Raw genomic sequence first — 22469 nt, 5'->3', positions numbered from 1 at the left:
CGGGAAATCAGAAAGGATGGAACCTTCCCATGACCGACATCGGCAAGGATTCGCTTGGCACCCGCCAGACCCTCGTAGTGGGGGGCAAGGAATATGCCTATTATTCACTCGCCAAGGCCGCCGAGCAGCTGGGGGACATTTCGCGCCTGCCAATCTCGATGAAGGTGCTGCTGGAAAACCTGCTGCGCTTCGAGGACGGCGGCTTTACCGTGGGCCGCGAGCACATCCAGGCGATCGTCGACTGGCAAAACAATCCCGTCACCGGTGAGGAAATCCAGTATCGCCCGGCGCGCGTGCTGCTGCAGGACTTCACCGGCGTGCCCTGTGTCGTTGACCTTGCGGCTATGCGCGATGCGATCAAGAAGCTGGGCGGTGATACCGCCAAGATCAACCCGCTGGTGCCGGTCAACCTCGTGATCGACCATTCGGTGATGGTCGACGAATTCGGCCATCCCAAGGCGATGGAAGCCAACATGGCACTCGAATACGAGCGCAATGCCGAGCGTTACGACTTCCTCAAGTGGGGCTCCAAGAGCTTCAAGAACTTCACGGCCGTGCCCCCGGGCACCGGCATCTGCCACCAGGTGAACCTCGAATACCTCGCCCGCGCGGTGTGGTCGAGCGAAGGGCCGGACGGCATGATGGTCGCCTATCCCGACACCTGCGTCGGCACCGACAGCCACACCACCATGATCAATGGTCTGGGCGTTCTGGGCTGGGGCGTGGGCGGGATCGAGGCGGAGGCGGCGATGCTCGGCCAGCCCGTGTCGATGCTGATTCCTGAAGTCGTCGGCTTCTACCTCGAAGGCCGCATGGCCGAAGGCGTGACCGCGACCGACCTGGTGCTGACCTGCGTGCAGATGCTGCGCGAAGTCGGCGTGGTGGGCCGCTTCGTCGAGTTTTACGGCCCCGGCGTTGCCAACCTCACCCTTGCCGACCGCGCCACCATCGCCAACATGGCCCCCGAATACGGCGCGACCTGCGGCTTCTTCGGCATTGACGACAAGACCATCGAATACCTGCGCCTCACCGGTCGCAGCGAGGAAACCATCGCCCTCGTCGAAGCCTATGCCAAGGCGCAGGGCATGTGGTTCGATCCGGCCAACGTGCCGGTGTTCACCAAGACCTTGCAGCTCGACATGGCCGCGGTGGTTCCCAGCCTCGCTGGCCCCAAGCGCCCACAGGACAAGGTGATCTTGCCCGAGGTCGACGACCTGTTCAACGCCGATCTCAGCAAGGTCTATGGCAAGAGTGCCCCCGTGCGTGTGTCGGTGGAAGGCAAGGATCACGACATCGGCGATGGTGACGTGGTGATCGCCGCGATCACCAGCTGCACCAACACCTCGAACCCCGACGTGCTGATCGCCGCTGGCCTCGTCGCCAAGAAGGCCAACGAGCGCGGCCTCAAGCCCAAGCCGTGGGTCAAGACTTCGCTCGCCCCCGGTTCGCAGGTGGTGACCGATTACCTCGTGAAGTCGGGTCTCCAGCAGCACCTCGACGCGGTCGGCTTCGACCTGGTCGGCTATGGCTGCACCACCTGCATCGGCAATTCCGGCCCGCTCGCCGCGCCGATCAGCGCGGCGATTAACGGCAACGACATCGTCGCGGCCTCGGTGCTTTCGGGCAACCGCAACTTCGAAGGCCGCGTCTCGCCCGACGTGCGCGCCAACTTCCTCGCCTCGCCGCCGCTGGTGGTGGCCTATGCGCTCAAGGGCACCGTCACCGAGGACATCACCACCACCCCGATCGGGCAGGACCAGAACGGCAATGACGTGATGCTCGCCGACCTGTGGCCCTCGAACGCGGAAATCGCGCAGCACCGCGCTGCCAATATCGACCGTTCGATGTTCGAAGCGCGCTACGCCAATGTCTATGACGGCGACGAGCACTGGCAAGCGATCACGGTGGAACCCTCCGACACCTACCAGTGGCGCGCGGGCAGCACCTACGTCGCCAACCCGCCCTATTTCGAGGGCATGACCATGACCCCGGCGCCGGTCACCGACATCGTCGATGCCAAGCCGCTGGCGATCCTCGGCGATTCGGTCACCACCGACCACATTTCGCCGGCCGGCTCGATCAAGGAAGACAGCCCGGCGGGCAAGTTCCTGATGGCCAATCAGGTCGCCAAGAAGGACTTCAATTCCTATGGCTCGCGGCGCGGGCACCACGAAGTGATGATGCGCGGCACCTTCGCCAACATCCGCATCAAGAACGAGATGGTGCCGGGCGTCGAAGGCGGGTTCTCCACCTTCAACGGTGAAGTCATGCCGATCTACGACGTGGCGATGAAGCACAAGGAAAACGGCACGCCGCTGGTCGTCATCGGCGGCAAGGAATACGGCACCGGCTCGTCGCGCGACTGGGCGGCCAAGGGCACGATTCTGCTCGGCGTGCGGGCGGTGATCGTTGAAAGCTTCGAGCGCATCCACCGCTCGAACCTCGTCGGGATGGGCGTGCTGCCGCTCCAGTTCAAGGACGGCGACACCCGCCAGACCCTTGGCCTGTCGGGAACCGACACCTTCTCGATCCGCGGCCTTGCCGATCTGGTTCCGGGCCAGGATGTCACCGTGGAAGTCACCCGAGAGGACGGCACCCGGTTCAGCTTCACCGCGCTGTGCCGGATCGATACCGCGAACGAGATGGAATATTACCGCCACGGCGGGATTCTGCATTACGTTCTGCGCAAGCTTGCGGCATAAGGAGAGCGATGCTGACCGCGCGCTTGCCTCTGCTGCTGTCTCCGGCGCTGCTGCTGGTCGGCTGTGGCGGGGACACGCAGGAGCAGGGCGGGGGCCGGGATTCATCCTCGCTCCCGCTCGGGTTCGAGCTGGCGGCGGCGGCAACCGGTGAGACGGCGGCGACCGTTACCGTCGCCGCGCCGATGATCGACCTCACGCCCGAACAATTGGCCGAGCGGATCAAGGCGGGCAAGGTCCGCGTAATCGACGTGCGCACCGATGACGAGGTGGCCGAAGGCGTGATCCCGGGCGCCGAACACATCCCGCTCGACCATTTCGAACCTGCCAGCCTCGATCTTTCGGACGGGCGCGAGATCGTGCTCTATTGCCGCTCGGGCCGCCGCTCGGCGATCGCGGGCGCGATGCTGGCTGAAGTAACCGGCCAGCCCGTCCAGCACCTCGCCGGCGGCATCACCGCTTGGGAAGCCGCCGGCCAGCCGGTCGAGAAGCACTGACCGGCTGTTAGCCGCCGTCTGTCAAGGCGGGCGGCATGACCGACCAGGCTGTTGCCAGCTTCGATCCCAACGCCGATCCGCGCAAGCTCGCGGGGTTCGGCGAGGTCGTGCGCCGCCGCTTGATCGCCCATCCCGCCGTCGAGCAGGTGTGTTCGCAAGGGGCCGAGATCCTCCTCGTCAAAGGCTTCCTCAAGCACCACTTCGACTACATGCAGCCGGGCACCCGTCTCTGGCAGCGGGAAGGCCCGCGCGGCGGGCAGCGGACATGGACCGCGATGGTGTGCCTCAACCAGCCCGCCGAGGGCGGCGAGACGGATTTCTGCAAGCTCGGCCTGCGCTTCGGCCTGCCGACCGGCGCGATGCTGGTGTGGAACAACATGACCCCGGACGGCCACCCCAACACGCTGACATGCCACGCCGGACTGCCTATCCGGCGGGGGTGAAGCATGTCATTACCAAGTGGTTCCGGCAGGAGCCCTGCCGGTTCCTGTTCTGAGCCGCGCTCAGTCGGCCTGAGCCGGCGGCTTCTTGCGCCGCGCGAGGATCGCTGCCGCCGCGAGGCCAAACAGCGCCATCATCGGCGGGGCCGGGACATCGTGCCCGCCGGAGGAGCCCGACGACGAGGACGATGACGAGGACGACGAGGAGCTGCTGCTGCTCGAGCTCGATGAGGACGAGCTGCTGCTGCCCGACGACCCGGTCGAAGTCCCGGTCGAGGAGGAACTCGACGACGAGGACGAGCTCGAGGAGGAAGACGAGCTGCTGGTGCTGCTCGTCATGTCACCCGATGTGCTGCCGCCATAAGACGAGCTGCCGCCATAGGACGAGCTGCCGGGATGGCCGCTCGACCCGGTGCTGGTCGCGCCGCCCGAGGAGCTCGACGAAGACGACGAGGAAGACGAGGACGATGACGAGCTGGAAGAGGACGATGACGAGGAACTCGACACGTTGCCGCTCGACGAACTGACGTTGCCGGACGAGCTCGACACATTGCCCGAGCTGCTGGAGACGTTGCCCGAGGAGCTAGACACGTTGCCCGAGGAGCTAGACACTGCCCCGGTCGAGCTGGACACCGCCCCGGTCGAACTCGAGACGCTGCCGGTGCTGCTCGAAACCGCGCCGGTGGACGAGGAGACGTTGCCCGAGGTGCTGGTGCTCGACACTGCGCCCGTCGAGGACGAGACATTGCCCGAAGTGCTGGTGCTCGACACTGCGCCCGTCGAGGACGAGACATTGCCCGAAGTGCTGGTGCTCGACACCGCGCCGGTCGAGGACGAGACCTGCCCGGTGCTGCTCGACACGTTGCCCGAGGAGGTCGAGGTCGAGCTCGACACCTGGCCGGTCGACGAGCTGATCTGGCCCGAGGACGAGGTCGTCGTGGTTGAATTGTCGATAATGATCACGATGCCGCTGGTGCCGCTGGTGGTGCTGCTGCTGGTCGCGCCCGAGCTGGTCGGCGGGCCCGGATCGCCCGAGGTCGTGCCGCTGGTTCCGCCGCTGGTGGTCGTGGTGGTGCTCACCACCGAGACATCGCCCGAGGACGAACCGCCGCCACCGAAGAAGCCGCCGAAGAAGCCGCCTCCGAAGCCCAGGCCGCCGCCGAAGCCGCCGCCACCGCCCCAGCCACCGCCCCAGCCACCGCCCATGCCGCCACCGCCCGAAACCGGCGGAAGCGGGGGGAGCGGCGCGGGCATGTAGGCGACCTGCGCCAGCGGCGGGCACATCTCCTCATCGACATAGGCCTGCACGGCCCCTGCCGGCTTCGGCGGGCCGCCCGGAACGATCGGCTGGCATTCGATGGTGCGCTCAACGATGCGGCGGCGACGCTGTTCGGGAATGATGCGCTCGGCACCCTTGATGTAGCGCAGCCCGGTTTCCGGATCGACAGCGATCAGCTTGCCGTCGATATTGGTGCTGAAATCCGGGGCATCGGTGTTCATCGGTTCGGCCACGCGCACCGCACCGCCCTGCAACAATGCCACCCCCGCAGCGGCAGCGGAAAGCTTCGCGATGGCCATCTTGAGCGACATGATCGATAACCCTGTTTCTGCGGCAACCGAGGGGCTTGCGCACCTGCGTCACCTGAACCAGCGTTCTATTGATGCGATTAGCAGCGCAGGGGCAATCGGGTTAACCCTCGTCAGACGCGCCGAAATGGCGGAATCGCCTCGGAATCGCGGGATTTCAACAGGACTGTCCCGATCTGATACCGAAAACCGGGGCTGGGTTAGCCCGCGCGTTAACCTTCTTCGTCGAAGAGGCCGTTCTGGCGGGGGAGAGAATCGGCCGGCGGGGAAAGCTCCAGATGCGCCCAGCCGGCATCGTTGAGCACGCGCCCACGCGCGGTGCGCGCGACCAGGCCGAGCTGGATGAGGTAAGGCTCGACCACCTCCTCGATCGTGTCGCGCGGCTCGGCGAGGCCCGCCGCAAGGGTCTCGATCCCGACGGGGCCACCCTTGTAGGTGGTGGCGATCATGGTGAGATAGCGGCGGTCCATGGTGTCGAGCCCGAGGCGATCGATTTCGAGCCGGGTGAGCGCCTCGTCTGCCACCTGACGCGTAACGGTGCCGTGGCCCGCGACATCGGCAAAGTCGCGCACCCGCCGCAGAAGGCGGCCGGCCACGCGCGGCGTCCCGCGCGAGCGGCGGGCGATTTCGTGCGCACCGTCTGGCGCAATCGCGAGGCCCATCAGTCCCGCCGCGCGGGTGACCACACGCTCAAGCTCCTCGTGGGTGTAGAAATTGAGTCTCACCGGGATGCCAAAGCGGTCGCGCAAGGGGGTCGTCAGCAGGCCCTGCCGGGTGGTCGCACCGATCAGCGTGAAGGGGGGCAAGTCGATGCGCACGGAACGCGCCGAGGGCCCCTCGCCGATGATGAGGTCGAGCGCACGGTCCTCCATCGCCGGGTAGAGCACTTCCTCCACCACCGGCGAGAGGCGGTGGATCTCGTCAATGAACAGCACGTCATGCGGTTCGAGATTGGTGAGCAGCGCGGCGAGATCCCCTGCCTTGGCGATGACGGGCCCGCTGGTGGCGCGAAAGCCCACCCCCAGTTCGCCTGCGATGATCTGCGCCAGCGTGGTCTTGCCGAGGCCCGGCGGGCCGAAGAACAAGGTATGATCCATCGCCTCCCCCCGCGCCCGCGCGGCGGCGATGAAAACGGCGAGGTTCCCCTTGGCCGCTTCCTGCCCGACGAATTCAGCGAGGCGGCGCGGGCGCAGCGCGGCGTCCGGGTCGCCGGGTTGGCGGGCGGGGGAGTGTAGGGGGGCGGTATCAGTCATGTTTCAATATGCCCGGCGCGTCTTGCGCATGATGGAGAACCGGCAGAGCGATCACAAGGTCATGACCCATCGTAAAGAGGAAGCGGAGCATGCGATAGGCCCAACATCGGATGCGGCACCAATCGCGGGCCGCGCGGGGCGTGGCAAGCGCAGAGAGCGCAAGCCGGTCAAGCCCGCGCTGAGAGGCCTCGCCGCATAGGCATCAGCCGCTGCTGCACCAAGTTTGGCAGCACCGTGCCCGTCCATCTCTGCACGATCACCCGGCGCTGCGGGAGCAACCGACGCTGCGGGCGAAAGATGAAGTCTCGCCATGGCAAAGGCGATGCGTTGCGACAATTTCATCGCGCACGCCGCGACGCAGGCCTTGGATTAGCCCCGATACCAATTCTTCCGCTTCCTTCTTGCTCACCTCCACAATGTGTGCGGCGGCTTGCGTGGCGGCGGAGCCATGGCGATAAGCAGACCAGCTCGCGGCGATTGCGCTTGGGCGGGATGTTGGCCCAGCCACCCCTATCCGGCACCGTCCGTACCGCGCCTTCCCGCACCTCGGGCGCATACTTGTTCTTCGTCTTGCTCATAGAGGCTCCACATTCCCTGGAGTTGGAGCCTCCAGCAAACCCGGCTGGGTTGATAATGACAATCAGCATTAGGATAAATCGGCCCCAAACCCGTCCAAAGAGGCGAGACCACCTCGGGGTGAGAAAGAACCGGAATCAAGGCAAGCTGGCTGCGCCGACCGAGCCGCGATCCGCCGCACCCGAGCGAACAGACTTCGCGTGAACCCGTTTCGTGCAGCCGTGCCCACTCGGCTGCGCGCCTTGCCATGGGTGACTGAGCCGGGCTAGCGTCGGTTGCCGCTGCGAAGGGGCATGATCAGGCCCGGCCATGCGCGCCTCATGCCAAGGCTGGCAGCGGGTCAGACCTGCTGTTATGCCGTCTCGATCTGCTTGCACAGGCTCACCTTGCGGAACCCTTTGCCCCATGAAGCCTTCCTCATATTCTCACGAACCGGACCGTTTCCTGCGCCGCCTTTTCGCCACCGGCTTCATCGCCGCCGTCCTGATTGTGCTTTGGCAGACGCTGCCCGCCTTGCAGGCCTGGCTGGATCCGCAAACCGCGACACCGCGCACGGTTACCCCGCGCGGCGATCTGGCGGCAGACGAGAAAGCGACGATCGCGCTGTTCGAGAAATCGCGGGACAGCGTGGTATTCATTTCCACCACCCAGCTGGTCGAAGACGCGTGGACGCGCAATGTCTTTGCCGTTCCGCGTGGCACGGGATCGGGCTTCATCTGGGATAATGCCGGGCATGTCGTCACCAATTATCATGTGATTGCCGGAGCTTCGCAGGCCACGGTCAGGCTGGCCGATGGGCGTGATTATCGTGCCGCGCTGGTGGGGGCCTCACCGGCCCATGACATTGCCGTGCTGCGCATCGGGGTGGAGTTCCGCCGCCCGCCGCCGGTGCCGGTGGGCACCAGCGGCGATCTCAAGATCGGACAGAAGGTATTCGCCATCGGCAACCCCTTCGGGCTTGACTGGACGCTGACCTCCGGGATCGTTTCCGCGCTCGATCGTTCGCTGCCGGGCGAGGATGGCCAGACCACCATCGATCACCTGATCCAGACCGACGCGGCGATCAATCCCGGCAATTCCGGGGGGCCATTGCTCGACTCGGCGGGCCGCCTGATCGGCATCAACACCGCCATTTTCAGTCCATCGGGTGCATCGGCCGGGATCGGCTTTGCCGTGCCGGTCGATACCGTGGCACGGGTGGTTCCCGAACTGATCCGCACCGGCCGCTATATCCGGCCGGTGATCGGGATCGGTGCTGATGAGAGCATCAACCGCCAGCTTGCCGCACAAACGGGCCTTTCGGGCGTATTCGTGCTGCAGGTGGAGCCCGGCTCGAGCGCGGCCAAGGCCGGCCTGCAAGCCTGGCGGATCGGCCCAGAAGGGCTCGTCCCCGGCGATGTCATTACGCAAGTCGAAGGACGCAAGGTGGAGGATCTGCCCGCACTTCTCGCGCGCCTTGACGACTTCCCGGTCGGCAGCACGGTGACAATCGAATGTCGCCGGGGCAAGGAGACCCGGCAGGTGCGCATGGTTCTGCAACCGGGCACCTGATCGGGCCAATTTCCCCAATATTATCTATCGTTTCGCCGCCGGAAACCAGCACCATGCGCATCCATTCAGGATGCTGCAAGCTTGGTGGAATAGACCTGCAAACGGAGTTTCATTGTTGGGGAGGCTGAACGTTCATGATCAGGAACTTTGTCAGGTCTTGCTCTGCTCTTGCTCTGGCCAGTGCCAGCCTGGGTGCATGGGCAATCGCGGCTCACGCAGCCGAACCGGGCAAATCCGGCAACCGTGGCTATGTCGTCGGGGATGGCGGCGTGGCGCGGGCAGCGCAAGCGGCTCCCAATCCGGGCCCGACCGACGCGCCCAAAAATCAGAGCAGTTCCGCGCCCGCCGGTAACCGGCTGGTCATCAAGACCAAGAGCGTCCCACCGGTGGCGGAACCGCAACCGATCGGGGTCAACGAGCCGGGGGTAAATGCCGTATCACGTGGGGCCGGTTCGGGCGCAGCCGGCCAGCCTTCGCGGAATCGGACCGATGGCCCAGCGCCCGGCTCCGCCACGCCTGTACCTGAGACGCAGCAAGGCAAGGGGATCAAGAAGAAGAACTCCGGCATCTACTAGGCGGTCTGCGACTGCGCGCAGGTCTGCACCTTCAGCAGGCCTGCGCGGCTTCAACCGGCAACCGGCAACCGGCAAATGGTATCGTGGGCATGCCTCGAACGGGGCTGCCGCGATTTTTTGAGGCAATGGCCATCACCATGGCCGAAGGCTGGTCTCGCAGCCAAGCCATTGCCGGTATTGCCCGCAAGTTTCAAACCGCGTGAAACCCTCGCCGATCACAGGAACAGCTCCGCCATGGCTTCGACGATGGCTTCCTGATCGAGGCGGTAGGTGTGGTAGAGGTCGATGAGGTCGCCGGTCTGGCCGAAGCGGTCGGTGCCGAGCGGGCTGACGCGGTGGCCCTTCACCCCGCCGAGCCATGACAGGGCGGCGGGCGAACCGTCGAGCACGGTGACAAGGCCGGCATCGGGGGCGAGGCTTTCAAGCAGGGTTTCGATATGGCTCGGCTGGCGCGTGCCACCATGCCAACGCGCGGCGCGTGCGGCCGACCAGTCGCGGTGCAGCCGGTCGGGCGAGGTCACGGCGAGCAGGCCAAGGCCGGGGATGTCGTCGGTGAGTTGTTCCCACGCAGCTAGCGCCTCGGGCGCGACCGCGCCACTATAGGCAATCGCGGCCTTCGCGCTCGGTGCGGGTTCGCGTAGCCAGTAGGCCCCGGCGATGGTGCCCGCTTCCCAGCTGTCGTCCGGGCGCGATTGCTGCTCGATCTGGCGGGTCGTGAGCCGCAGATAGACGGAACTGCCGCCATCGGCCTGCATATGCCGGAACGCCCAGCCCATCAGCAGGGCGAGCTCGTCGGCAAAGGCCGGTTCAAAGCTTTCGAGACCCGGCTGGCCCATCCCGATCAGCGGGGTGTTGATCGACTGGTGCGCCCCGCCTTCTCCCGCCAGCGTGATGCCCGAAGGCGTGCCCACCAGCAGGAAACGTGCGTCCTGATAGCAACCGTAATTGAGGGCATCGAGGCCGCGGGCGATGAAGGGATCATAGACGGTCCCCACCGGCAGCAGCCGTGTGCCGAAATGCGGCGCGGCAAGGCCCAGCGCGGTCATCATCAGGAAGAAGTTGTTCTCGGCAATGCCGAGTTCGATATGTTGCCCGGCGGTGGTCGCGGCCCATTTCTGGGCCGAGGGGATGTGCGCCTTTTGGAACACATCCGCGAGTTCCTGCCGCCGGAACAGCCCGCGCTGGTTGACGAAGGCGCCGAGGTTGGTCGTCTGGGTCACGTCCGGCGCGGTCGTGACGATCCGGTCCGCCAGCGGTGCGTCGGACTTGGCGAGATCGTAGAGCACCTTGCCAAAGGCGGCTTGCGTCGATTGCACCGCCCCTTCGGGCACCGGCAGGCGCGCAGGAACAGGCACGGCCGGGGCGCGGTGCTCTGGCGCCTTGCGTGCAATCGGACTGTCCTTGACCAGTGCCTCCAGCCGCGCCGCAAGATTATCGCCGAGGCCCGCCCACTTGTCCCATTCCTGCCCGGGTTCGATCCCGAGTTCGGCGCGCAGGCCTTCGATCTGGGCGGTGTTCATCATGCCCGAGTGGTTGTCCTTGTGCCCGGCGAGCGGCAGGCCGTAGCCCTTGACGGTATAGGCAATGAACAGCGTCGGGCGATCATCGGTGACGCTGTCGAAGGCATCGAGCAGGGTTTCGATGCAATGCCCGCCAAGGTTCGTCATCAGCCGGGCGAGGGCCGAGTCATCATGATCGGCAAGCAAATCGGCGATGCCCGCCACATGCCCCAGATCCTTGGTCAGCCGCTCACGCCACGCTGCGCCGCCGAGATAGGTGAGCACCGCGAAGTCGGCATTGGGGCAGTTCTCGATCCAGTCTGCGAGCGCCTGGCCGCCCGGGCGCTTGAACGCTTCGCGCTGAAGGCGTCCGTGCTTCAGCGTCACCACCCGCCAACCGCAGGTTTCGAAGATGTCGTCGAAGCGGCGGAACATCCGGTCGGCGGTGGTCGCATCGAGACTCTGGCGGTTATAATCGACGATCCACCAGCAGTTGCGAAGATTGTGCTTGTAGCCCTCGATCAGGCATTCGTAGATATTGCCCTCGTCCAGTTCGGCATCGCCCATCAGCGCGATCATCCGGCCCGTGTCCTTTTCCGCCAGATGGGCGTGGGCGACGAGGTAATCCTGCACGAGGCTGCTGAACGCCGTTACCGCCACCCCCAGTCCGACCGAGCCGGTCGAGAAGTCGACCGGAATCGTGTCCTTGGTGCGGCTGGGATAGGACTGCACCCCGCCGAGGCCACGGAAGGCCTCGAGCTTATCGCGGGTCTGTTGGTCCAGCAGATAGTGGATCGCGTGCAGCACCGGCCCGGCGTGTGGCTTGACCGCCACCTTGTCCTTGGGCCTGAGCGCATGAAAATAGAGCGCGGTCATGATCGCGGTCATCGAGGCGCAGGATGCCTGATGTCCGCCAACCTTCAGCCCGTCGCGCTTCTCGCGCAGGTTATTGGCATTGTGCACCGTCCACGAACTCAGCCAGCGCAAACGCTGCTCGATCTGCGTCAGCAGCGCGACCTTTTCTTCACGGGCCGGGTTGAGGGACGATAGGGCGCTGGAGGTTGTCACGCATCCCGATTAGGTGGTGGGTCGGGCAAGGGCAAGTGGCTGGGAGGGCCTTTGGGATAGCCGCCTAACCATAGAACTCGGGGCGCATGTGATCTTCTGGTGCGGGGGCGAGGGAGGCGAAGGTGGCGGAGGAGATACTTTCCGGCATGGCGGTATCGAGGCCGGGGAGCAGTGCCAGGCCGCTGCGCTCGCGCCCGCTCGCTTCGGCAAGGTCGACGCGTTCCTCAACCAGACTGGCCTGCATAAGGCCCGCCTCGCCTTCGCTCGGGGCGCTGAACCAGTCGGCCCGGGTCTCCGGCGCGAAGCCGTTGGCGGTGAGGTAGTCGATCACCTCCTGCTGGGACTGGTAGTTGGCGAAGCGGCCGATGGCGCGGTTGACGAGGATCTGGGCGATGTCGCCATCGCCGTTGCCATCCGCCTGGCCGATTCGCAGCCACGCGCCGTCGCCACCCAGTGCGTTCCCGTCGAAGTCGCGGATCGCGTTCATCGCGGTCTGGTAGACGGCCGGGTTGGCGGTGTTGAAGTTGACGCTGCCCCCGGTGCCGGGGCGCAGACGCAGCACCTGATCGTCGAACTGGAGGAACTCGACCGCGGTCAGGGTGTCGGTTCCGTCTGGCCCAACCACGCGAAACGCCCCGGTCGCGGTCTGGGTCACCGAATAGGCCGAGCGCAGCCCGCGCACGATCGCGGTGTCAACATTGGCACCGCCATCGAGCGTGTCGTTCCCGCCATGATCGATAATCGTGAAGGCGAGCAAATTGCCGCTGCTGTTGCGTACGGCATCGCTTGTGCGGCAGATCTCGCGCGCGCAATTGTTGCCCACCCCAGTGACCGTGTCGCCGGTGCGGGTGGTGTTGGCCACGCCATAGGCCTGCCGCAGCGCGACAATATCGCCCTGGATCGGTGAGATCGCGAAGACCCGCGAAAAGCCGCGGGCGGCAAAGAAGGAGTTCTCGGTCTGGTTGAAATAGGACATGATCCTCGTCGACCAGGAATCGTTCAGATAAAGCGCATCCTGCGTATAGCTGGCATTGTTGTTGTCGCTGCCGCCTGGCCCAGCCCCAGCACGCGGTCGAGCGCGTCGACCGAGATCACGGGATAGGTCACGCCCGCGCGGGTGAGTTGGGCGTCGATCGCACCGCGTGGATGGAGCGTCAGCGTGATCGTCAAGTCCTGAGGCAGGCGATCGCTGCCAAGACCGTCAGCCAGGTTTCGTTCAAACCGGTCGCAGATGCGGCCGGCGTCCATGCCGGGCAGGGTGGCGAGAGAACCAGTTGCCTTGCAGGTGCTGGCGATGGAATTGGTCGCGCAGGCGGATTGGACGCGAGCGGCCGCAATCAGGGCCGTAAGGCTGCGGATTCGCACTGGCCTATCTTCACCCGAACCGGAGAATCCTGAAACTGCGGCACCCAGCGATGACGATAGGAGAAGACCTTAGCAGTTTCATAACATAAACATCGGGCCGAGCGCCGAGCACTGTGGTGCGGCGCAAGGTCAGCTGGTAAGCCGCTGTCCGATCGCCTGCCCCATCCACAGCGAGTCGCCTGGCGCGAGGCTCTCCAGCCATTCCACCCGCCCCGGCTCGAACAGCAGCACCACCGTTGAGCCTAGGTAGAACCGACCCATCTCGTCGCCCGCGGCGAAAGCGCGCGGGGCGGCAGTGAAGTCCTCGTCCACCCTGGCGCGGGCGTGGGTGCGGAAGCTGTTGGGCCACACGGTGTCTATCCCGGCGACGATCATCGCACCCACCATGATGCTGGCAAAACGTCCGTCCGGTCCGTCGAACTGGCAGACGAGGCGTTCGTTGCGGGCAAACAGGCGCTCGACCCCTTCGGCTGTCACCCGATTGACCGAGAACAGGTCGCCCGGAAGGTAAGCGGTGGTTTGCAGGCGACCCGCCGCCGGCATATGCACGCGGTGATAGTCGCGCGGGGAGAGGTAGATGGTCATGAACCGCCCGCCCTCGAACCGCGCGGCATCCGCGTTACCGCCGAGGATTTCGGCGACCGAATAGTCGCGCCCCTTGGCCTGCAGGATGCGCCCTCCGGTGATTGGGCCGAGCTGGCTGATCGCACCGTCGGCGGGGCTGAGGATGAAGGCGCCGCTATCTGCCAGCGGCCTTGCGCCGGGCTTCAGCTCGCGAGTGAAGAAGTCGTTGAAGCTGACGAATTCGCCGATCCCGCGCGCGGCTTCGGAAAGATCGACGTCAAAGGCGGCAACGAAGCGGCGGATCAGCGCGTCGCGCAGCCACGGGCGGGTGCTTTCCGCCAGCAGCCCGGCGAGCCGCGAGAGCGCGTGCTGGGGTGCGAGGTGCTGGAAGGCGATTAAGGCAGAGGGCATGGGCGGCCTCTAGCCGCATCGCCATCGCCGCGCCAGAACGCGATTGCGAGCGGCTCCTGTGCTGCCTATCGTCGCGCCTGAGAGAGGTAAACATGACACGATTTCCGGCGCATCCGGACGAGATAACCGACGACTGGTGGGCCGAAGTGCTCGGGCGCGCGCCGGAGCACTGGACATGGGAGCCGATCGGCACCGGGCAGGTGGGCGATAGCGTGCGCTTCACGCTCGACTTTGCCGATGGCCAAGGGCCGCGCACGCTGGCGGGCAAGTTTGCCGCTGCCGATCCCACCAGCCGCGGCACGGCGGCGATGCTCGGGCTCTACACCAAGGAAGTGCGCTTCTACCGCGACCTTGCCCCGCACTTGCCGGTCCGCACGCCTGCCACCTTGTTCGCCGAGATCGCCGACGATGGCGCGCGCTTCTGCCTGCTGTTCGAGGATCTCGGCCCCGCGCGCGGGGGCAACCAGATCGCGGGCTGCACCATCGCCGATGCCCGCGAAGTGGTGCGGCAGGCCGCCGCGCTCCATGCGCCGAGCTGGCATAATCCCGATATTCTCGAGCGCGATTGGCTCCAGCCCGATCCTGCCGCCGCCGCGCGGGTGAAGGCGCTCTACCCGCAGGCCCAGGCGATCTTCCGCGAGCGTTACAAGGACATACTCGAACCCGAATTCATGGCGCTATGCGAGGAGTTGGCCGAGGTCACCGCCGCGACCGAGCGTCGCCACGAAAAGACCAGTCTGGTCCATGGCGATTTCCGGCTCGACAACGTGCTGTTCGACATCCGGGGCGGGGCCGAGCCGGTCGCGGTGCTCGATTGGCAGACGCTCACCATCGGCAACGGGCTCACCGATATCGGCTATTTCCTCGGCTGCGGCATCGGCGATGCCTTGCGCCGCGCGCATGAGCGCGAGCTGCTCGAGCTCTACTGCACCGAAATGACCGCACGCGGCGTGCCGCTCACGGTGGAGGCGATCTGGCGCGACTACGTGGTGGGCGCGCTGCACGGGATCTCGACCGCGGTGTTCAGCGCCGCCTTTGTGGTGCGCACGCCCCGCGGCGATGCCAATTTCCTGTCGATGGCGCGCGGCGCCTGTGCGCTTTGCCTGGAGCACGGCAGCCTTGACCTGATGACGAGGGGATGATGCAATGGTTCTGAGCCGGGGTGACGATTACCCGATCCACCAGACCCCCGATCCGGTCGCCTATGCGGGCACGGATCGCAATTTCTACGATCGCTATTTCTTCAATGGCTATGCGCCCGATGGCGGCAGCTTCTTTGCGGTGGCCTTCGGAGTCTATCCCCATCTCGACGTCGCCGACGCGCATTTCTGCGCGGTGCGAGGCGGCGTGCAGCACTGCCTCCATGCCAGCCGCCGGCTCGGCATGGAGCGCATGGACCTGTCCTGCGGGCCGGTGCGCATTGAAATCGTCGAGCCGCTTCGGCGCCTCAGGGTCATCGTCGAGGGCGAGGGCATCGCTGCCGACATCACCTTCACGGGCCGCGCCTTCCCGATCGAGGAGCCGCGCTTCACCTGGCGCGCGGGCGCGCGCACGGTGATGGACTACACCCGCCTTACCCAGAACGGCCATTACGAGGGCTGGATCGCCGTCGACGGGATGCGCGAGACGCTTGCCACCGGCAGCATGGGAACGCGCGACCGCAGCTGGGGGATCCGCCCCGTCGGCGCGGCGGATCCGCAATTCGCCGGGCGCAGCCTGCCGCAGTTCTTCTGGCAATGGACCCCGGTCAACCTGCCCACCCGCAGCTTGTTCTATCACCTGAACGCCCATGCCGACGGCACCGCGTGGAACACCCGCGCGGTAATCGTGCCTGACGGCGCTGCGGCCGACGCCTTCGTCGAAGACCACGCGCCGCGGATGGACACCCGGCTGGCGCCCGGCACCCGCTGGCCCGCCAGCAGCACGCTTGCGGTTGGTGGCGAGCGCTTCGTGCTGGAGCCGGTCAGCCGCTTCCAGATGCGCGGCCTCGGCTATACCTCGCCGAGATGGGGCCATGGGCTCGATCACGGCACACTCGACGTCGAGCGTGAGGATATCGATCTCGCCGCGATCGACCCGGCGCGGCCCGATAATCTCCATGTGCAGATGCTGTGCCGGGTGACCGGACCGGACGGCGAAGCCGGGATGGGCGTGTTCGAACAGCTCGCCATCGGCGACTATGCCCCCCTCGGCCTCAGCGGATTGTCGGGATGACGGCATGGCGTTTTGCCGTCGATCGCGGCGGCACCTTTACCGATGTGGTGGCGACGACCCCCGACGGCCGGCTGGTGACCGAAAAGCTCCTATCCGAAAACCCCGGGCTTTATGCCGATGCCGCAAGCGAGGCGGTGCGGCGGCTGATGGCGCGCTATGGCGAGGGTCCGATTGCCGAGCTCAGGATCGGCACGACGGTGGCCACCAACGCCCTGCTTGAGCGCAAGGGCGAGCGGTTGGCGCTGGCCATCACCCGTGGCTTTGCCGATGCTCTCCGGATCGGCACCCAGGCGCGGCCCCGGATCTTCGCGCGCCATATCATTTTGCCCGAACAGCTGCCGGCCAAAGTGGTGGAGATCGACGAGCGGGTTGCGGTGGACGGCACGGTGCTGCGCCCGCTCGACGAGGAGGCGGCGCGCGTGGCCTTCAAGGCCCTTCGCGCCGAGGGCTTCGATGCGCTCGCCATCGTGCTCATGCATGGCTGGCAGCACCGCGACCACGAGGCGCGGCTGGCGGCCATTGCCCGCGAAATCGGTTTTGCTCAGGTCAGCGTCAGCCATGAGGTCGCTCCGCTGATCCGCCTGATCCCGCGCGGAGATACCACCGTGGTCGATGCCTATCTCTCGCCGGTGCTGCGCCGCTACACCGATGGCTTGCAGGCAAGCCTGCCCAAGGCCGGGGCCTTGCGCTTCATGCAGTCCAACGGCGGGCTGGCCGAGGTGGGCGCGTTTCGCGGCAAGGACGCGGTCCTGTCCGGCCCGGCGGGGGGCGTGGTGGGCATGGTCGCGGCCAGTGCGCCGCTCGGCCACTCGCGGCTGATCGGATTCGACATGGGCGGCACCAGCACCGATGTCGCGCATTACGCGGGCGAATATGAGCTGACCGGCGACAGCGTCATCGCAGGCGTGCGCATCGCTGCGCCGATGATGCAGATCCATACCGTGGCCGCCGGGGGTGGGTCGATCTGCCGCTTTGACGGCGCGCGTTTCCGGGTCGGCCCCGAGAGCGCGGGCGCAGACCCAGGCCCGGCCTGCTATCGCAAGGGCGGGCCGCTGACCGTGACCGACTGCAACCTGTTCCTCGGACGGATCGATCCGGCCTTCTTTCCGCCCGTATTCGGCCCCGGGGGCGACCAGCCGCTCGATCCCCAAGCGGCGCGGGCACGGCTGGAAGAGGTCGCCGCGTTGCTGCCCGAACCGCGCCCGCTCGCCGACATCGCCGAAGGTTTCCTTGCCATCGCCATCGACAACATGGCGGGCGCGATCCGCCAGATCTCGGTCGCGCGCGGGCATGACGTCACCACCTATGCGCTGGCCTGTTTCGGTGGCGCCGGCGGCCAGCACGCCTGCCGCGTCGCCGATGCGCTGGGGATGGAGACGGTGCTGGTCCATCCGCTCGCCGGGATGCTTTCGGCCTATGGCATCGGCCTTGCCTCGGTAAAGACAATCCGCGAAGTCAGCCTGGTCCGTCCGCTGGGCGAGAGCTTCGCGAGGGAACTGGCTGCGCTTGAACATGCCGCGCGCCGGGATCTCGCCGATCAGGGCATCGCCGAAGGGGCTATCCGGCTGGATAGCCGCGCCCGCCTGCGCTTTGCCGGGAGCGATTGCGTGCTGGCGATCCCCTGCGGCGATCCGGCGGCGATGGACGCGGCCTTCCGCACGCTCCACCGCCAGCGCTTCGGCTACTGCGAGGCGGAAGGGACGATCATCGTCGAGGCGCTGAGCGTCGAGGCGAGCGGACAGGCGGGCGGGCTGGCGAGTGCTGCTATCGCGCCAGTTGCGGTGCACGGCGCGGCGAGCGGGACTTGGCCCACCATCGCCCGCGCCGGAATGACGGCTGGCGCAGTGGTCACCGGTCCGGCGCTGATCATCGATCCAGGCTCGACCACCGTGGTCGATGAAGGCTGGCAGGCGCGCCTGGCCCATGAAGGCAGCCTTGTCCTGAAGCGCACCGTGCCGCTGGCGCGCGGACGCGCCGCCGGAACCGCGGTCGATCCGGTAAGGCTCGAAATCTTCAACAACCTGTTCATGGCGATCGCCGAGGAAATGGGCGTGGTGCTGCAGAGCACCGCGACTTCGGTGAACATCAAGGAGCGGCTCGATTTCTCCTGTGCGCTGTTTGATGCGCAGGGAAGCCTGATTGCCAATGCGCCGCATATCCCCGTTCACCTCGGCAGCATGGGCGATTCCATCGCGCGGGTGATCGAAGCGCGGGGGAGCGCGCGGGATGGGCGAGGGTTCCGGCGCGGGGATGCCTATGTCCTCAACGATCCCTATCGCGGCGGCACCCACTTGCCCGACATCACGGTGATCGTGCCTGTGTTCTACCATCCCGCAAGCGTGGAACCCGACGCCTTCGTTGCCGCGCGCGGGCACCATGCCGATATCGGCGGGATCGCACCCGGCTCGATGCCGCCCGAAAGCCGGACGATCGACGAAGAGGGCGTGCTGATCGACAATCTGCTGATGGTCGACGAAGGTACCTTTCGCGAGGCGGCGCTGCGCGAGATGCTCGCAGCGGCGACATATCCGGCACGCAATCCCGAACGCAACCTTTCCGACCTGCGTGCCCAGCTGGCCGCCTGTACGCGCGGAGCCGAGCTGCTCGCACGCGCGGCGGCAGAGCACGGATCGCACGTCATCGCCGCCTACATGAACCATGTCCTCGACAACGCCGAGGAAAGCATCCGGCGCCTGCTCGGCGGGCTGGATGATGGGGAATTCGCCTATGCGATGGACAACGGCGCCTGCATCAAGGTCGCGATCCGCATCGACCGCCAGGCGCGCTCGGCGGTGTTCGACTTCACCGGCACCAGCGAACAGCAGCCCGACAATTTCAACGCCCCGCGCGCGATCACCCGCGCTGCTGCGCTCTATGTCCTGCGTACGCTGATCGACGATGCGATCCCGATGAACGACGGGTGCCTCAGGCCCGTGACCCTGATCGTGCCCGAAGGCTCGCTGCTGAACCCGCGCCCTGGCGCGGCGGTGGTGGCGGGCAATGTCGAGACCAGTCAGGTCGTCACCGATGCACTCTTCGCGGCGACCGGCAGGCTTGCGCCGGCGCAGGGGACAATGAACAACTTCACCTTTGGCAACGAAAGGCACCAATATTACGAGACGATCTGCGGCGGTTCTGGCGCGGGGCCGGATCACCCTGGCACCAGCGCGGTGCAGACGCACATGACCAACAGCCGCATCACCGATCCCGAAATCCTGGAAACCCGCTTGCCGGTGCGACTGGAGGAATTTTCCATCCGGCGCGGCTCGGGCGGTGTGGGGCGGCAGCGCGGGGGCGATGGGGTGGTGCGGCGCCTTACCTTCCTCGAACCGATGCGCGCCAATATCCTTGCCAATCGCCGCAAGGTGCCGCCGCGCGGCCTATGCGGCGGGGGCGATGCGCTGCCGGGGCGAAACTGGATCGAGCGCATCGACGGCACCCGCGAGGAGCTTGCCGCGATTGGTTCGGCGCACATGCAGCCCGGTGATATGTTCGTCATCGAAACCCCGGGCGGCGGCGGGTTCGGAGAGGTGGGGGCATGAACTACTGGCCGCTGGCGGGCATCGCCATCGTCGTGCTGGGCTTCGCCCTCCGGTTCAACCCGCTGCTGGTGGTGGTTAGTGCCGCGCTGGCGACGGGGGTGCTGGCGGGGCTCGATCTGCTGGCGGTGGTGGAGACGCTGGGCAAGGCCTTCAACGATAACCGCTATATCTCGGTCACCTGGATCATCCTGCCGGTGATCGGGCTGCTCGAACGCTACGGCCTCCAGCAACGCGCCCGCGCCGTGATCGAAGGGATGCGCGGGGCGACGATGGGCAAGCTGCTGATCGCCTATCTCGCCTTCCGCCAGATCACCTCGGCGCTGGGGATGAAGGATATCGGCGGCCATGCCCAGGCGGTGCGCCCGCTGGTCGCGCCGATGGCCGAAGCCGCCGCGGCCAAGACCCACGGCGATCTGCCCGACGATGCGCGCGATGAGGTGAAGGCGATGGCCGCAGCAACCGATAATATCGGGTTGTTCTTCGGCGAGGACATCTTTTTCGCAATCGCCTCGATCCTGCTGATCCAGGGCGTGTTCGAGGCCGCGGGCTATCCGCTCGCACCGCTGGAGCTGTCGGTCTGGGCGATCCCGAGCGCGCTGTGCGCTTTCGTGATTCACGCGGGCCGCATTCGCGCCTTCGATCGCAGGCTCGGAAGGGCGCAGCCGTGATTACCTATGAATGGCTCTATCTGCTGGCAGGTGCTTTCTTCGCGCTTTGGGCGGTTCGGTCGTGGACAGATGGGCGGCGCGGCAATGCAGGGTTCTGGGCACTGCTGGCGGCGAGTTTTCTCCTCGGCAGCCACCTTTCCGACCTCGTCAACGGGGGGCTGGTGCTGGCGATGGTGGTGATCGCCGGACTGGGGAGGGTGAAGCGCAGCGATCCACCCACGACCACGCCCGTGCAGCGGCAGCAAAGCGCGACGCGGCTCGGCAACCGGCTGTTTCTGCCCGCGTTGATCGTGCCGTTGACGGCGGTCGCGGGGACGCTGCTCTACAATTATACCCCGCTTGGGCAAACCGGTCTGTTCGAGGCCCGGCGCGAGACCCTGATCCTGTTCGGCATCGGAGTGATTGCGGCGCTGATCGCGGCGATGGTATGGCTGCGACCGCCGCTGATGGCTCCGGCCGAGGAGGGGCGGCGGCTGCTCGATTCGATCGGCTGGGCGGCGATCCTGCCGCAGCTGCTAGCGGCGCTTGGCGCGGTCTTCGCGCTGGCAGGCGTGGGCGATATTATCGGCAGTATCGCGGGCGGCATCATACCCGAAGGCAGCGTGCTGCTGGCGGTGGTAGTCTTTGCGCTTGGCATGGCGCTGTTCACGATGATCATGGGCAATGCCTTCGCCGCCTTCCCGGTTATGGCGGCGGCGATCGGCATTCCGCTGCTGGTGGAAGAATATGGCGGCAATCCGGCGGTGATCGGCGCGGTGGGGATGCTGGCGGGCTTCTGCGGCACGCTGCTCACCCCGATGGCGGCGAACTTCAACATCGTGCCCGCGGCGCTGCTCGGACTCAGGGACCAGAATGGCGTCATCCGCCAGCAGGTGGGCACCGCTGTGCCGCTGTGGATGTGCAATGTCGTGATCATCTATGTGGGCGCCTTCGTGCTGTGGAACTGACCGAGGACATCGCCCGCAATTTCGCCCGTATCGCGCTGGGCCATGTAGCGCGGCCGTTCCCCTACAAGGACGATCACGTGTTCACCGGCGAGGGCGACCTGCGCTTGCCGCAAGTGGCCCATCCGGTGTTCTTCGGCAGTTACGACTGGCATTCCTGCGTGCACGGCTGGTGGACGCTCTTGACATTGCGGCGGCTCTATCCCGCCATGCCCGAGTCCGCCAAGATCGACGCGCTGGCCGAGACGACCTTCACCCCCGAAAAGCTCGCGGTGGAACTGGCCTATCTCGATCGTCCCTCGGCGCGCGGGTTCGAGCGGCCCTATGGCTGGGGCTGGCTGATCTATCTCCATCACGAGGCCGCGCGGCACACCGACCGCGAATGGGGCGCAAGGTTAGAACCGCTGGCGCGGGCCTTCGCTGCGCGGCTGCGGGATTACCTCAATATCCTGACCTATCCGATTACCGTCGGCACGCACTTCAACACCGCCTTCGCGCTGGTGCTGGCGCGGCGCTGGGCGGTTGCCCGCGACCCTGACCTCGTCATGCTGATCGACGACTGGGCGGAGCGTGCCTTCGGCCAGCGCCGCGACTATGCCGGGTGGGAGCCGGGGGGCGACGAGTTTCTCTCGCCCGTGCTCACCGCCGCACTGCTGATGGCCGAGGTGCGCCCGCATCTCGCCTTTGCGCCGTGGTTTTCCGCGCTGGTGGTGGAGAACGGCTGGCTGGAGCGCAAGTGCCGCCCGGTCACCGTCTCGGATCGCAGCGATGGCAAGATCGCCCATCTCGACGGGCTGAACCTGAGCCGCGCATGGTGCCTGCGCGAGATCGCCGCAGTGCTGGGCAGGACGCAGGGTGCGGCGCTGCGGCGGCGTGCCGACCAGCATCTCGCTGCCGCGCTACCGCATGTTGCCGGGGACTACATGGGCGAGCACTGGCTCGCGAGTTTCGCGCTGCTGGCGCTGCTCGCGGGCGAGTAAGCGATGGAATCTGCTGCTGATGCGGCCTAGGGTTGC

At 66.4% G+C, this 22469-nt stretch carries 18 protein-coding genes; 13 read left to right on the top strand and 5 right to left on the bottom strand.

The window, feature by feature from the left end; translation table 11 throughout:
- Positions 1 to 29: 29 nt before the first annotated feature.
- From acnA to BZF61_RS02910, 5 genes are all read left to right on the top strand, one after another.
- Complete coding sequence (gene acnA / locus BZF61_RS02930; RefSeq protein ID WP_086617129.1) at positions 30 to 2702, top strand: aconitate hydratase AcnA; 2673 nt, start codon at positions 30 to 32, stop codon at positions 2700 to 2702.
- 8 nt (positions 2703 to 2710) lie between these two features.
- Complete coding sequence (locus tag BZF61_RS02925) at positions 2711 to 3196, top strand: rhodanese-like domain-containing protein (RefSeq protein ID WP_086617128.1); 486 nt, start codon at positions 2711 to 2713, stop codon at positions 3194 to 3196.
- A 35-nt stretch (positions 3197 to 3231) separates the two neighbouring features.
- A complete protein-coding gene (locus tag BZF61_RS02920; protein ID WP_086617127.1) occupies positions 3232 to 3639 on the top strand; it encodes a 2OG-Fe(II) oxygenase family protein in 408 nt (135 codons plus the stop codon).
- Positions 3640 to 3724: 85 nt separating this feature from the next.
- A complete protein-coding gene (locus tag BZF61_RS02915; protein ID WP_086617126.1) occupies positions 3725 to 4000 on the top strand; it encodes a hypothetical protein in 276 nt (91 codons plus the stop codon).
- 48 nt (positions 4001 to 4048) lie between these two features.
- On the top strand, positions 4049 to 4894 hold the full coding sequence (locus BZF61_RS02910) for a hypothetical protein (RefSeq protein ID WP_211276706.1): 846 nt from the start codon (positions 4049 to 4051) through the stop codon (positions 4892 to 4894).
- A gap of 541 nt (positions 4895 to 5435) precedes the next feature.
- On the opposite strand, the gene ruvB is transcribed toward BZF61_RS02910, so the two are convergent.
- Positions 5436 to 6476, bottom strand: a complete 1041-nt coding sequence (gene ruvB, locus BZF61_RS02905; RefSeq protein WP_086617125.1) for a Holliday junction branch migration DNA helicase RuvB — start codon at positions 6474 to 6476, stop codon at positions 5436 to 5438.
- 981 nt (positions 6477 to 7457) lie between these two features.
- Between ruvB and BZF61_RS02900 the strand changes: the two genes are divergently transcribed.
- A complete protein-coding gene (locus BZF61_RS02900; protein WP_086617124.1) occupies positions 7458 to 8603 on the top strand; it encodes a S1C family serine protease in 1146 nt (381 codons plus the stop codon).
- A 134-nt stretch (positions 8604 to 8737) separates the two neighbouring features.
- Positions 8738 to 9178, top strand: a complete 441-nt coding sequence (locus BZF61_RS15515) for a hypothetical protein (protein WP_143736873.1) — start codon at positions 8738 to 8740, stop codon at positions 9176 to 9178.
- Positions 9179 to 9393: 215 nt separating this feature from the next.
- Here the strand turns inward: BZF61_RS15515 and BZF61_RS02895 are convergent, their stop codons facing one another.
- The 4 genes from BZF61_RS02895 to asd all read right to left on the bottom strand — a co-directional run bounded on the left by BZF61_RS02895 (position 9394) and on the right by asd (position 14085).
- Complete coding sequence (locus tag BZF61_RS02895; protein WP_086617123.1) at positions 9394 to 11745, bottom strand: transketolase; 2352 nt, start codon at positions 11743 to 11745, stop codon at positions 9394 to 9396.
- Between the two features lie 64 nt (positions 11746 to 11809).
- Complete coding sequence (locus BZF61_RS02890; RefSeq protein WP_086617122.1) at positions 11810 to 12721, bottom strand: M10 family metallopeptidase C-terminal domain-containing protein; 912 nt, start codon at positions 12719 to 12721, stop codon at positions 11810 to 11812.
- A gap of 23 nt (positions 12722 to 12744) precedes the next feature.
- Entirely contained in the window at positions 12745 to 13110 is a 366-nt protein-coding gene (locus tag BZF61_RS02885; RefSeq protein ID WP_086617121.1) for a hypothetical protein, read from the bottom strand.
- Between the two features lie 129 nt (positions 13111 to 13239).
- Positions 13240 to 14085 (bottom strand): archaetidylserine decarboxylase, encoded by an 846-nt coding sequence (asd, locus tag BZF61_RS02880; RefSeq protein WP_086617120.1) that lies wholly within the window; start codon positions 14083 to 14085, stop codon positions 13240 to 13242.
- A gap of 92 nt (positions 14086 to 14177) precedes the next feature.
- Here asd and BZF61_RS02875 point away from each other — a divergent pair, with 92 nt between their 5' ends.
- The 6 genes from BZF61_RS02875 to BZF61_RS02850 are packed head-to-tail and all read left to right on the top strand — an operon-like array spanning position 14178 to position 22433.
- A complete protein-coding gene (locus BZF61_RS02875; RefSeq protein ID WP_086617119.1) occupies positions 14178 to 15227 on the top strand; it encodes a phosphotransferase family protein in 1050 nt (349 codons plus the stop codon).
- A gap of 4 nt (positions 15228 to 15231) precedes the next feature.
- Complete coding sequence (locus BZF61_RS02870; protein ID WP_086617118.1) at positions 15232 to 16299, top strand: Rv3169 family protein; 1068 nt, start codon at positions 15232 to 15234, stop codon at positions 16297 to 16299.
- Entirely contained in the window at positions 16296 to 19841 is a 3546-nt protein-coding gene (locus tag BZF61_RS02865; RefSeq protein WP_086617117.1) for a hydantoinase B/oxoprolinase family protein, read from the top strand. The genes BZF61_RS02870 and BZF61_RS02865 overlap by 4 nt, the downstream gene beginning before the upstream one ends.
- Positions 19838 to 20509 (top strand): DUF969 domain-containing protein, encoded by a 672-nt coding sequence (locus tag BZF61_RS02860; protein WP_086617116.1) that lies wholly within the window; start codon positions 19838 to 19840, stop codon positions 20507 to 20509. The genes BZF61_RS02865 and BZF61_RS02860 overlap by 4 nt, the downstream gene beginning before the upstream one ends.
- Positions 20506 to 21456, top strand: coding sequence for a DUF979 domain-containing protein (locus tag BZF61_RS02855; RefSeq protein ID WP_086617115.1), 951 nt, complete (start codon positions 20506 to 20508; stop codon positions 21454 to 21456). Before BZF61_RS02860 ends, BZF61_RS02855 begins: the two co-directional genes overlap by 4 nt.
- Positions 21447 to 22433 carry a DUF2891 domain-containing protein gene (locus BZF61_RS02850; protein ID WP_086617114.1) on the top strand — a complete coding sequence of 329 codons (987 nt, stop codon included), beginning with the start codon at positions 21447 to 21449 and terminating at the stop codon, positions 22431 to 22433. The genes BZF61_RS02855 and BZF61_RS02850 overlap by 10 nt, the downstream gene beginning before the upstream one ends.
- The last annotated feature ends 36 nt before the right edge of the window (positions 22434 to 22469 follow it).

Source organism: Erythrobacter tepidarius (genome assembly GCF_002155695.1).
Taxonomy (GTDB): Bacteria; Pseudomonadota; Alphaproteobacteria; order Sphingomonadales; family Sphingomonadaceae; genus Erythrobacter; species Erythrobacter tepidarius.
Note: the sequence above shows the minus strand (reverse complement) of the source record. Positions and strands in the feature narration are given on the sequence as shown.

Bases quoted from the DNA above. Each gene is read 5' to 3' on its own strand.
- BZF61_RS02865 (WP_086617117.1), top strand. From the start codon at position 16,296: ATGACGGCATGGCGTTTTGCCGTCGATCGCGGCGGCACCTTTACCGAT.
- BZF61_RS02890 (WP_086617122.1), bottom strand. From the start codon at position 12,721: ATGTCCTATTTCAACCAGACCGAGAACTCCTTCTTTGCCGCCCGCGGC.
- BZF61_RS02870 (WP_086617118.1), top strand. From the start codon at position 15,232: ATGGTTCTGAGCCGGGGTGACGATTACCCGATCCACCAGACCCCCGAT.
- BZF61_RS02900 (WP_086617124.1), top strand. From the start codon at position 7,458: ATGAAGCCTTCCTCATATTCTCACGAACCGGACCGTTTCCTGCGCCGC.
- BZF61_RS02920 (WP_086617127.1), top strand. From the start codon at position 3,232: ATGACCGACCAGGCTGTTGCCAGCTTCGATCCCAACGCCGATCCGCGC.
- asd (WP_086617120.1), bottom strand. From the start codon at position 14,085: ATGCCCTCTGCCTTAATCGCCTTCCAGCACCTCGCACCCCAGCACGCG.
- BZF61_RS02925 (WP_086617128.1), top strand. From the start codon at position 2,711: ATGCTGACCGCGCGCTTGCCTCTGCTGCTGTCTCCGGCGCTGCTGCTG.
- BZF61_RS02860 (WP_086617116.1), top strand. From the start codon at position 19,838: ATGAACTACTGGCCGCTGGCGGGCATCGCCATCGTCGTGCTGGGCTTC.
- acnA (WP_086617129.1), top strand. From the start codon at position 30: ATGACCGACATCGGCAAGGATTCGCTTGGCACCCGCCAGACCCTCGTA.
- BZF61_RS15515 (WP_143736873.1), top strand. From the start codon at position 8,738: ATGATCAGGAACTTTGTCAGGTCTTGCTCTGCTCTTGCTCTGGCCAGT.
- BZF61_RS02875 (WP_086617119.1), top strand. From the start codon at position 14,178: ATGACACGATTTCCGGCGCATCCGGACGAGATAACCGACGACTGGTGG.
- ruvB (WP_086617125.1), bottom strand. From the start codon at position 6,476: ATGACTGATACCGCCCCCCTACACTCCCCCGCCCGCCAACCCGGCGAC.